9 protein-coding genes are annotated in these 12,823 nt (G+C 42.4%); all 9 read left to right on the top strand.

The window, feature by feature from the left end; genetic code table 11:
* Positions 1 to 540: 540 nt before the first annotated feature.
* The 9 genes from LI074_RS10105 to LI074_RS10065 all read left to right on the top strand — a co-directional run bounded on the left by LI074_RS10105 (position 541) and on the right by LI074_RS10065 (position 12,564).
* Positions 541 to 1,779 (top strand): galactokinase, encoded by a 1,239-nt coding sequence (locus tag LI074_RS10105; RefSeq protein WP_173698150.1) that lies wholly within the window; start codon positions 541 to 543, stop codon positions 1,777 to 1,779.
* A 413-nt stretch (positions 1,780 to 2,192) separates the two neighbouring features.
* Positions 2,193 to 3,998 (top strand): sensor histidine kinase, encoded by a 1,806-nt coding sequence (locus LI074_RS10100; protein WP_243260020.1) that lies wholly within the window; start codon positions 2,193 to 2,195, stop codon positions 3,996 to 3,998.
* A 172-nt stretch (positions 3,999 to 4,170) separates the two neighbouring features.
* Entirely contained in the window at positions 4,171 to 5,814 is a 1,644-nt protein-coding gene (locus LI074_RS10095; RefSeq protein WP_173721383.1) for a response regulator transcription factor, read from the top strand.
* A gap of 430 nt (positions 5,815 to 6,244) precedes the next feature.
* Complete coding sequence (locus LI074_RS10090; RefSeq protein WP_055059726.1) at positions 6,245 to 7,387, top strand: sugar ABC transporter substrate-binding protein; 1,143 nt, start codon at positions 6,245 to 6,247, stop codon at positions 7,385 to 7,387.
* Between the two features lie 158 nt (positions 7,388 to 7,545).
* On the top strand, positions 7,546 to 8,484 hold the full coding sequence (locus LI074_RS10085; RefSeq protein ID WP_055059727.1) for an ABC transporter permease: 939 nt from the start codon (positions 7,546 to 7,548) through the stop codon (positions 8,482 to 8,484).
* Between the two features lie 11 nt (positions 8,485 to 8,495).
* Complete coding sequence (locus LI074_RS10080; protein ID WP_055059728.1) at positions 8,496 to 9,992, top strand: sugar ABC transporter ATP-binding protein; 1,497 nt, start codon at positions 8,496 to 8,498, stop codon at positions 9,990 to 9,992.
* A 12-nt stretch (positions 9,993 to 10,004) separates the two neighbouring features.
* Entirely contained in the window at positions 10,005 to 10,964 is a 960-nt protein-coding gene (locus LI074_RS10075) for an ABC transporter permease (protein ID WP_055058631.1), read from the top strand.
* Between the two features lie 235 nt (positions 10,965 to 11,199).
* Positions 11,200 to 11,916 (top strand): microcompartment protein PduB, encoded by a 717-nt coding sequence (gene pduB, locus LI074_RS10070; protein WP_055153329.1) that lies wholly within the window; start codon positions 11,200 to 11,202, stop codon positions 11,914 to 11,916.
* A 159-nt stretch (positions 11,917 to 12,075) separates the two neighbouring features.
* Positions 12,076 to 12,564, top strand: coding sequence for a hypothetical protein (locus LI074_RS10065; protein ID WP_008705200.1), 489 nt, complete (start codon positions 12,076 to 12,078; stop codon positions 12,562 to 12,564).
* Positions 12,565 to 12,823: the final 259 nt, after the last annotated feature.

Genomic DNA, 12,823 nt, shown 5'->3' with positions numbered 1-12,823 from the left:
GCAGATACGCCTATAATTTTTGAAAATTCATGTATAGAATAATATTTACTCAAAGTATCAACTCCTTTCGATAATATTCTACTCTAATATCTTATAAAACTCAACATATACTTATATGATTTTATAATTTATATTTAACTGTTAATTCCCTCCATTGAGAATATATGATGATCTTTAATTATCCTATCTTATAGCAATTCCGGAAAATATTGCAGACAACCTGCTGCATCAGAGAAAGACCGTTATGCGAAATTGCTGTTGATGACTTATATAATATATTGTACACTTATATAGATATAAACGCAAGATTTTACTATTTTCCCCTTAGATTATCAAGGAATTTTATGACACAGCAGGGTATACTTTAATTCAAGAGTGTAGCTGATAAGGCTGCTCCCAAACTTTCATACACATATTCCCGTCTGCCGCTGGTTTTCACACCTGCACTGCCACTGTAAACCGTGAAAATTGTCAGTACATAGTACTCATAAAACTATGTATCAGCGGTCAGACCGGAAAAATGAACGGAGGATTTTTACAATGAATATTCCAAATAAAAATGAATTGACACGTATTTACGGCGAAGCAGAGAAATCAGCAGCACGTTTTCAGGCTGTAGCTGATCATTTCGCAGAAATTTACCATCATGATATAGCAGAATTTTTTACAGCACCGGGAAGAACAGAGATCATCGGAAACCATACAGATCATAATGGCGGTCGCGTAATCGCAGGCAGTATTGACATGGATACCATCGGTGCAGCTTACCCGAACAACAGCAGTGTTATCCGTATCACAAGTGAAGGATATGATAAGGAAGTTGTCGTAGACATCAATGATCTTGCCAGCGTACCGAAGGCTCAGGGAACCGTATCTCTGGTAGCAGGTATGGTGGAAGCTATTCAGAAATTCGGTTTTAAAGTAGCGGGTTTTGATGCTTATGTGACCACAAATGTAATCCGCGCAGCAGGTGTAAGCTCTTCTGCATCTTTCGAAATGCTGGTATGTTCCATCATCAATTATTTCTTTAATGATGGTGCAATGACATACATCAACTATGCAAAAGCAGGACAGTATGCTGAGAATGTTTACTGGCTGAAGGCTTCCGGATTAATGGATCAGCTTGCATGTGCAGTTGGCGGACCGATCCTTCTGGACTTCTCAGACAGAGAGAATCCTAAATATGAGAAAGTAAACTTCTCTTTCCATGATTATGATCATCATCTTGTAATCGTTAATACAGGAAAAGGTCATGCTGATTTAAGTGAAGAATACTCTGAGATCCCTATGGAAATGAAAGAAGCAGCCAAGGCAGCAGGAGCAGAGCTTCTCTGTGAGACAACTCTTGACAAAGTGCTTGCAAATATGGATAAGATCGATAATGACAGAGCAATCTTAAGAGCGATTCATTTCTTCAAAGAGAACGAACGTGTAGAGAGAGCTGCAAAAGCAGTTGAAGAGAAAGATGGTGAGACTGTACTGAAGCTACTCAGTGAATCAGGAGAATCTTCCTGGGAATTACTTCAGAACTGCTATCCGATCAAAGCATATACAGAGCAGAAGATTTCTGTTGCGCTTGCTCTTACAGATCTCTTCCTTGAGAAACTGGGCAAAGGTATCTGTCGTATCCATGGAGGCGGATTTGCCGGTGTTATCATGTGCGTAGTGCCGGAAGAAGAAACAGAGAACTATGTTTCCTATATTTCTGAATTTGCAGGAAAAGAGAACGTATATCCAATGAATATCCGCGCAGTAGGTGCAGTACATATTGAAAAGTAAATATGCCGTAAAAGGTGTTACTGAACATAAAATTATGAGCAGCCAGCGAAGCGGATTGTGAATATCTGTTTGACAAATATTGAGTTAAATGTTATCAGGAAAAACAGGCAGCAGTAAGGTGGATTGGATTGACATACACTTTACTGCTGTTTTTTTGATGGAAGTTTCCTGTTTTGCTTTTCAATGCAAAATTCCTGTATTATAATTGTGATAATGTATAATTATGATAAGGATATATGGTGATTTTTTGTAGATAATGCATTTTGTATCTGTTTATCAGAATGTGAAATTTACAGGAATTGCTACAGAATTATCAGGTATCTAACCGAATAAACTGCGGAGCAGTTATTCGATGTAGAGCCGCATAACAAAGCGGATGATTTTTATCCGCTTGACATGAGGGGGAAGGAATAATGAAAAAAAGGTGGACAATGCGGAGGGCACTGCTTGTTCTGTGCATTGCAAGTGTAGTGTTCGCGCTTCTTCTGCAGACATTTCTGTTTCATCAGTCTCTGCGCAGACAGATTCGGGCAGAGAGCATTTCAGATCATGAGATTTCTCTGAATAAAATGCAGACAGATCTGTCTAATTTTATCCACACAATACGAGGGGAAATGCTTACGATCTACAGTGAGCAGGATCTTATCGCAGCTATGCGTGAAGCTGCGGAAAAAGATACAGACATGAAGGATTATTACTGGAGAAGCTGGTATTTTGCAAGGAAGCGTTTTACAAAGGAGGATCAGCTTCTTGCCATGTATCTTTATGATACAAAGGATCATCTGATCAGCAGCTACCGCTACAATTCAGTTACATATCCCAAAGATATTTACAAGGCAGAGTATGATGATAATTCAGAACGGGTTTATGATTATGTGCATGGAAAACGTACAGATCTGATGATTTCCGGATATCACAATTCTGCCGCAAAGAAAGATATTGTGCGATTTGTGCTGAAACTGCATAATTATGATGCAGACAGGAATGCCCTGGGGTATCTGGTCTGTGATATTAACAGTGCGGCACTTACTTCTATTATGGCTAAATATGTAGATGTAGAGCAGGTATGTCTGTGGCTGCAGCCATTAAATGACCGGGTGATCGCAATGACCGGGGAGGCTTCAGAGAGTCAGTGCAGAATCCAGAAACAGCTTGCAAAGGTTGTACAAAGTCATTATAAATCCGGTGAACTGGAACAGGAGTATGATGGGAATTATCTGATCCAGGTGTCTCAGGAGAATTATAATCTGGAGGCATTTGTGCTTGTCTCACAGTCTCTTCTCACTGCAACGCAGAAGACACTGATCCGAACACTTCTTATTATAATGGGAGCCATGATCCTTGCAATTATGGTGATCGTATTGTTTGTGTCTCAGTGGATGACAAAGCCTGTAGAAGAGATGAGCAGCACTATCACGCGGATCAAGGACGGAGAAACCCAGCTTCGGGTGCAGCCCGTAGGATGGTCCCAGGAGCTGACTACGCTGGGTACGGAATTTAATGAAATGCTTGACCGTATGCAGGTCATGGCGCAGGAAGAACTGCAGCATAAAATGTTGGTAGAGCGGACGGAATACAAAATGCTGCAGGCGCAGATCAATCCCCATTTCCTCTATAATACACTGGATACCATGAGCGGGATTGCCAATGCTCAGAACTGTCCGATGGTAAGCGGTATGTGTCATTCACTGTCTGCAATTTTCCGCTACAGTCTGAATATGACAGATGAGCTTTCCACTGTGCAGAATGAGATGGCGCATGTGAGAAATTATCTCTATGTTATGGATGTGAGAAATGGCTCAACGATAGCTTACGATTATCAGATTGACAGCGATACACTGGCAGATCAGATGCCGCGTATCTGTATCCAGCCGGTTGTGGAGAATGCACTTACACATGGTCTCAGAAACGTCCGCCGTAAGGACAAAAAGCTTCTGATCCGTTCAGAACATGTGAATGAGAATCTGGTGATCACAATTCAGGATAATGGTGCGGGAATGGATGCGGAATCTATGAACCGTCTGCTGGATCAGAATGATATGAAACGTGTGGAATCCGGCATTTCCATTGGAATCCTGAATGTTAATGCGCGTCTGAAGAGGCTTTTCGGAGAGAAATACGGACTGCATATTGAAAGTACAGCAGGCGAGGGGACAACTGTGACGATCACAGTCCCGGCTGTTTCTACGGAGAATTCCGGTGATATGGAAAATGTGTAACTGTTCAGTACCTTCACAGTTACGAGCCCAAATGCATTAAAAATCACCTGCGGTGATGGCATTTTGGCTTGTATGTCTCGGGATTTTGGTACTTACGTGCCAAAACACCTCGCGGGATAGTAGACTACTGAATAGTTACGAAAATGTTCAAAAATGAGCAAGGAGAGAGACAATGAAAAATATGAAATATAAAGTTCTTGCTGCAGATGATGAATTCTGGAGCAGGGAAAATATCCGGAACCTGATACCATGGGAGGAGTATTCCCTGGAATTTCTGGAGCCTGCATGTGACGGGGAAGAGGTTATAGAGAGGATTGCCGAAGAAAAACCGGATATTATTCTCACAGATATTAATATGCCATTTCTGAGCGGTCTGGAATTACTGCAGCGTTTGCAGAATGAATACCCTGAAATCATTACCATTGCCATCAGTGGCTATGATGACTTTGATAAGGTAAAGGGTGTATTTGTTTCCGGCGGTCTGGATTATCTTCTGAAGCCTGTGGGAAAAGAAGAGATGGTAAAGGTGCTTACCAAGGCACTGGGACTTCTGGAAGAGCGGGAGAATACAAAAAAGCAGGATGAGACCAGCAAGCTTCAGAAACATAAGCTGTCATCATTTCTGGAAGACAGTGAATACTCGGCACTGCTTTCCGGAAAACTGTACGGGCAGTCAGCATCCCAGACTCATGTATCTAGCACGAATACATTTTCGGAAGTAGCCACACTGATGGTTAAATTTTACAATATTACAGAGATTGCGGAGCAGTTTGAACATGATAATCTGCAGATGTCCTGGAATATCAAGTCCAGATTGAGAGAATTGACCGGTCTGGAGGAGAATGCGATTATTTTTAACAACAGCAATAAGATGAGTGAATTTCTTATTGTAAAGACTGCTGATGCAAAGGAATTCAGAGCACTGGCGGAAAATATTCTGAAGGAGTTTCCGCTGGAAGAATACGGCCCTGTTTCTGTTGTGCTCCATGAGCAGACAAGTTCACTGGATGATATCGGTACAGTTTACAGAGAACTGATCTCAACACTGATTACCCGTCCGTTTAACAGGGAACACAGTATCCTTTCCTGTCCGGAAGAGAAAACCGGAGAGCTGCCAAGAAACAGCGAAACGCAGATGGTTGGGAAATCAGCACCTGCACATATGGAGACGGAGTTGTACCATCTGTTGACAACGGGACAGAAGGCAGAGGCAGAGAAGCTGATCTTTAAGACCTGTAATTTCAGACAGTGTGATGATGGAAACTGGACTTACCTGGATGTGAAACAGTATGCGGGCAGGATTACAGGAATCCTTTACCGTTATGTTCAGGAGAAATGCCCGGAGCTTACCGCACAGGCAGAGGAAGCCATGGATAACATTGATTATTATATGAAATGTCTCAATGCACACTCTCTGCTTGTATCCCTGAAAATCCTGCTGGACAGCTTATGGGAGAACGGAGAAGATAAAAGCTCTGATGCAGGTTCTATTATGCAGCAGGTAGAGCAGATCCATAAATATATTGAGCGTTCCTATCATGAGAATATTACACTCACTGCTCTGGCAGAACAGTATCATATGGATGCAAGCTATCTCTCCAGGACTTTCAGTCAGAAATACGGTGAGACGATCATTGCATTTCTTACCAGAATCCGGATGGAGAAAGCGGCAGAGCTTATGAAAGATCAGGACAAGAAGCTGGAGACGATTTCGTTTCTGGTGGGATATGATGATTATAACTACTTCAGCAGAGTGTTCCGAAAGAAGGTGGGATGCAGCCCGAGGGAGTATCGGAATAAGTTTACACAATTATAATATGGAAGAAACTCAGGTAGAATTGAGTGGACAGTAACGAAAGCGGAAGTCCTCTGTATGGCGGTTCTTATCGAATCGAATGGATACAGAGGACTTTTTGGGAAGATATCTTTGCCGTGCGTCAGCACGCCTGCAGGTACCTTCCTTGTCCTTCGCACTCTGCTGAACTGTCTTGATTGCATTATTTTATGGAATTGCTATAAACAATAGAGAAAACATACAAGTTACTGGCATTTTGCTCAACTTGTTCATATTTTGTCCAAGTTTTATATATAAACTGGTCAAAAATGTGCAATAAAATTTTCCAAATATGTCCTAACTGACCAAAGGCAAAGTATGGTTTAATATAATCACAGAGGAACGGAAAGCCCGGAAAAACTTCCGTTCAAAAAAATAAGAAACTAAGATTTTTCAAGGAGGGTTTTACAACATGAAAAAAAGAATGAGAAAAGCAGTCGCTATCGCAGCAACAGCAGCAATGGTTGGTTCTTTACCGGCAGGTGCAGTTACAGCACAGGCAGCCGATGACGACATCACAATCGGCGTATCAATCTGGAGCTCCACAGACGTACTTGGAAGCCAGAGTAAAAAAATCATTGACAAAGCAGCAGATGCTCTTGGTGTTAATGTAATGTATGTTGACCAGGGCCACGTATCTGAGCAGGTTACAGCTTCTGTTGAACAGCTTTGCGCAGCAGGATGTAACGGTATCGTAATCTGTAACTCTGCAGACTCCGAAATGACATCTGCCATCCAGACATGTGATGCAAACCAGGTTTACCTTACACAGTTCTACCGTATCATCTCCGAAGAGAACAGCCCTGAAGTATATCAGACAGCATGCAACTCACAGTATTATCTTGGTGCAGTTCATGAAGACGAAGTAACAAACGGATATACACTGGTTAACCTGCTTCTTGAGAACGGTGACAGAAACATCGGCCTTGAGGCATGGACAGTTGGTGATGCTACATTCCAGCAGAGATGGACAGGTTACAAACAGGCAGTTGACGAATGGAACGAAGCTAATCCTGATGATCAGGCAACAATCACAGAGCCTGTATATGCTAACACATCTTCTGAAGAAGGTGCAGCAGCAGCTCTTTCCCTTTACAATTCCAACCCTGATATGGACGCTCTGATCGTTGCAGGTGGTGGCGGTGACCCGCTTGTTGGTTCCATCGGTGCTCTGGCAAACGAAGGACTTACAGGAAAGATCGACGTTGTTTCCACAGACTTCCTTGATGACCTTGGCGAGCAGCTTGAATCAGGCGGAATGTTTGCTGAATCAGGCGGACACTTCTGCGACCCGTTATATGCATTCCTTATCACATATAACGCAATCAAAGGCAACTATGTGAAAGATGAAGGATCCTTCGGATACGAAATCCAGTTCCCATACCTGTATGTATCTTCTTCCGAAGACTATGAAAACTACAAGAAATACTTTGTAGATGACGATCCATACACAGATGAAGAGCTTGTGGAATTAGCAGGATACAGCTTTGATGATCTGAACAAAGCAGCTACATCACTTTCTATTGATGATGTTATTTCCCGTCACAGCAACTAATATGATGAACTTGTGCTCCACTGTCTTTTCTCCAAAGGGCAGTGGAGAAACTTTTAAGAGGTAATTGTCAGTGCCCGCTCGAAGCAAAAGGCCAAACCCTGATGAAGCGTGTGACCTCCTGCTTTTGGCGGGCGATGAATTGGATAAGGAGAATGGTTATGAAAAAACTCAAACAAAGCCAGTATTATGGAATCGGCCTTCTGGTTCTTATGCTTGTAGTTTTCTGGGCAGTATTTAAAGTACTTGCACCGACTACTTTCGGTTCCCCGGAGAAACTGGCCACTTACATGAAATCAGCATTAATTTACGCAGTTGGCGGATGTGGCCTCTACTTTATCTGCGTAATGGGACCTTTCGATATGAGCGTTGGTGCCAATATCGTACTTTCATCCATTATCGCCTGCAATGCAAGTGAAAAATTCGGTTATGCCGGTCTTATCATTGCACCGCTGATCTGTGGTACGATCATTGGTCTCATCAATGGTATTGTTTATATTAAATTACATATCTCTTCCCTGATTGTTACATGTGCGCTGTCCCTGATCTATGAGGCCTTCAGTGTATACGCCACAAACGGAAAGAACGTAATACTTTCAGCAGACTACAGAGCATTTGGTGATTATCCGGTCAACCTGATCCTGGCACTGATCGCATATCTGCTTTGCGCATTCATTTTGAAATATACAAAAATCGGTACTTATACTTACGCCATCGGAAGTAACGAAGTTGTAGCCAAGAACATGGGTGTAAATGTTCCGAAATATAAGATCGTAGCATTTACTCTTGCAGGATTTTTCTTCGGACTTCAGGCAATCCTGACAATCAGTTTTGGTACTTCCATGACATCAGCTTCCAACCTTTCCTCTATGAGCCGTAACTTTACTCCTCTGATGGGAACATTCTTTGGACTGGCATTTAAGAAATATGGCCATCCGGTTATCGCTATTGTAATCGGTGAAATGATCATCCAGCTTATGTTCAACGGTTTCGTTGCACTGGGAGCTCCGACTACGATCCAGAACGTAGTAACAGGTGTTGCTCTGCTGGTTATCGTTGCACTGACAACTAAACCGGTTAAAGGTCTTGTAGTAAAATAAGGAGAACGATTATGGGTGAAATATTATTAAGAGCAGAAAATATTGATAAACATTTTGGCATCACACACGCCCTGGACAACGTTTCCTTTACCTTTAATAAAGGTGAGATCCACGCACTGATCGGTGAAAACGGTTCCGGTAAATCTACATTAACATCCTGCCTGACAGGTATTTACCAGAAAGATTCCGGCAAGTTTATCCTTGAAGGAAAAGAGATCACCGCAACCAACCAGGTTGAAGCCAACCATCAGGGTGTAGCCATTATCGTACAGGAGATCGGAACACTTTCCGGACTGACTGTAGCAGAGAATATTTTCCTTGGAAACGAGGATCAGTTTACTAAATGTGGTATCAAAAATACCGCAGCAATGAACAAGAAAGCCCAGGAATATCTGGACAGTTACGGATTCAACTATATTGATGCAACTAAGGTGATCGATGATTACAACTTCGAGGATCGTAAGCTGGTAGAGATCGTAAAATCTACCTACTTTAATCCGAAGGTTCTGGTTGTAGACGAGACAACAACAGCACTTGGACAGAAAGGCCGTGAAGAGCTTTTCAAGGTAATGCACAAGGTTCGTGACACAGGAAACTGCGTAATCTTTATTTCCCATGACCTTGAGGAGGTTATCGAGCAGTCTGATAATATCAGTGTACTTCGAGATGGTGTGAAGATCGGTTCCATCACAAAGGAAGAAGCTACACCTGACAGACTGAAAGCCTTAATGGTAGGCCGTGAGATCGGTGACAGCTACTATCGTACAGACTACGGTGAAAAAGTATCTGACGAAGTTGTTCTTTCTGCAAAGAACGTGACAGTAAAAGGGCAGATCGAGAACCTGAACCTTGATCTTCACAAAGGTGAGATCCTTGGTATCGGAGGACTTTCCGAATGCGGTATGCATGAGGTTGGAAAGGCACTCTTCGGAGCTTCCTATTTCCGCCAGGGAAGTGTAACTCTGGGAGACGGCACACCGATCAATTCCATTCCGGATGCCATCAAACACAGTATTGCATATGCTTCCAAGGACCGTGACAATGAATCTCTGGTCATCAATGATACAATTGGCGATAACATCTGTCTTCCATCTCTGGAGGATCTGAAGACTCATGGATTCCTTCGTGCAAAGACAATGAATGAATTTGCCAATAAATTTGCAAAACAGATGAGTACAAAAATGACAGGCGTTGACCAGTTTGTATCCGCTCTTTCCGGCGGTAACAAACAGAAAGTCGTTCTTGCACGCTGGGTTGGTAAGGACTCCGACCTGATCATCCTTGACTCCCCTACACGTGGTATTGATGTCAAAGTTAAAGCTGATATCTACGCCATGATGGACGATATGAGAAAAAGAGGAAAATCCATTATTATGATCTCTGAGGAAATCATGGAGCTTCTGGGTATGGCAGACCGTATCCTGATCATGAAGGACGGTAAGATCAATGGTGAATTCCTTCGCTCTCCGGATCTGAAAGACACAGATCTGATTGACAATATGATTTAAGGGGGTAAAAAAATGAGTACAACAAAAAAATCAACTGAGCAAGTACCATTTCTGGAACGTCCCATTGTGCGTACGATCCTTCCTATCGCAGGATTCGTGATCATCTGTGTATTATTTGCAATCCTCACAGACGGCAGACTGTTTCAGCCGAAAAATATATCACTGCTTCTGAGCCAGTCATACATGCTGCTGATCTCATCCATCGGCGTGTTCATGGTAATGACAATGGGTGGTCTGGATTTCTCCCAGGGCTCCATGCTTGGTGTTGCTTCCATCGTAGTCTGCTACCTTTCCCATTACAACATGGTTCTGGCAGCGCTGGGTGGTGTGGTAACAGGCGGACTGATCGGACTGATCAATGGTTACTTCAATGTTAAGAGAAAAATCACAAGCTTTATTGTTACAATCTGTACCATGTATCTGTTCCGTGGAGTTTGTGCATATGCAACAACTAACTCACCTGTTTACGCAGTCAGTGATATTTCCAAATACAACACACTGCCATTTATGCTTACTTTCACAGTGATCATCTTCGTAGTGGCATATCTTGTATTCACTTACACAGGTCTGGGCTCCAGACTGAAAGCAATCGGTGCAGGTGAAACAGCAGCAAGATTCGCAGGTATCCGTGTAGAGACTACAAAGATTCTCGTATTCGTGGCAGCAGGATGTATCACAGGACTTGCAGCATTTGTAAATGCTATCAAAGTAGGTTCCGTTACATCTACAGCAGGTAACCAGCTGGAAACACAGATTATGATCGCCCTGGTACTTGGCGGAATGCCTGTAAACGGCGGTGCTAAAGTAAGATTCTATAACATCATTCTTGGTGTTATGACATACAAAGTACTTTCCAGTGGTCTGGTAATGCTGATGATGCCGACACAGTTACAGCAGCTGATTCTTGGTATCATCTTCCTGATCGAAGTAGCAATCTTCAGCGACAGGAAGACTGGTATGATCGTGAAGTAATTAATTGTATAATATCGATTATATAACTGGCGTATTCGTGTATTATGTTCATACCTACATAAAATCCCCGGCTCCCGCAGAATTGGTCTGCGGGAGTTGGGGATTTTTGTCGTTTTTGTGTTCTCGTCACATTGATCACCATAGTATATTTCTGTTGCTTATCCTGTCAGGGCATGATAAGCTAAACATATAAAATCTGGTATTATGGGGTAATATATACAGGAGGGCGTAATAAATGATAGATATAAAAAATATCAGTACACACTGTACGCGCAGTGAATTTGTAGGTAAAGCAGTGCTGGATACGATAGGACTTGTGATTTCCGGAATTGATGATACTTTGCTCAAGGAGATGAACATAGGAACGAAGTATCATTGTCTGGGATTATTCAGTTCCCGTACAGGGGCAGCAGGGCAGCTGACTGCTCTTGATGATGCAGTAAAAGCAACCAACACAGAGGTTCTTTCCATAGAACTGCCAAGGGATACAAAGGGCTGGGGCGGCCACGGTAATTATATTGTTCTTGGAGGAACTGATGTCTCAGATGTGCGCCATGCCATATCCATGGCACTGGAGCTTACCAATAAAAATGCAGGAGAGGTATATATCAGTGAAAGCGGTCATCTGGAGTTTGCCTATTCAGCCAGTGCAGGACAGGTACTGAATAAGGCTTTCGGAGTACCAATGGGAGAAGCATTCGGATTTATGGCTGGCTCTCCTGCTGCAATCGGACTGGTAATGGCAGATACAGCGATGAAGTCTGCCTCTCTTTCTATTGCAAAATATATGACACCTGATAAGGGAACCAGTCATTCCAATGAAGTGATTCTGGCAGTTGCCGGTGATGCCAGTGCTGCGAAAACAGCGGTACTGAATGCAAGACAGATCGGTCTGGAACTTCTGATCGCAATGGGCAGCTATCCGGAGACCCCGGGGGTACCATATTTATAAAAAAAATCTTGACTTTTGCATCCGGAATCCATATAATAATCAACGGTAAATTTAAGAAACAGATATTTGGTATTATTGGAAACGGTACATCCTCCTGGATGGTTATGAACAACACAAATCTCTAATTGATGTTATTCATACTATCTAAGGAGGATTTTTATGCCTAAAAACAAGTTTCAGGAAGTTATTTTTACGATTATCATGGTGTTTGTAATGGTCTATGCCATGATCTGCTACAACATTGTACTGAATACAGGGACAATGACAAATGAGACATTTCTGTTAGCTTTTCATGAATTAACATTCATGGGACCGATTGCATTTATTCTTGATTTCTTTATCATCGGTGGTCTTGCAAAGAAGATTGCATTTGGTATTGTGGATATGAGAAGAGATAATCCGTTCCACCTTGTACTTGCAATCTCAGCAGTATCCGTTGCATTTATGTGTCCATGTATGAGCTTTGCGGCAACTGTGCTGATTAAACATGCACCGGCAAGTCAGATCATTCCCACATGGCTCCAGACAACAGCAATGAACTTTCCGATGGCATTCTTCTGGCAGATCTTTTATGCCGGACCATTCGTAAGATTTATTTTCGGAAAGCTTTTCCCGGAGAAAGAAAAGGCAGCAGCTTCTGCCGAATAAAAAATATGTAATTTTGACTGCAGCATTCTGTATTTCAGGATGCTGCTTTTTTTGTGTTCTTATCTATACGTTACTGTTCACTCCGTTCTCAGTAACGTAGCCAAAATTCATTCCAGATTGCCTGCGGCAATGGAATTTTGGCTTGTATGTCTCGGGATTTTGGCATATTCATGCCAAAACACCTCGCGGGATAGTGATGTGTGAACAGTAACATCTATACAACGTAAATTGTACTTATTTTAATACACTATTGACAAAT

It is taken from the genome of Blautia sp. MSK18_10 (assembly GCF_020553185.1).
Classification (GTDB): Bacteria; Bacillota; Clostridia; order Lachnospirales; family Lachnospiraceae; genus Blautia_A; species Blautia_A wexlerae.
The sequence above is the reverse complement of the archived record's forward strand: the minus strand, read 5'-3'. Positions and strand labels throughout refer to the sequence as shown.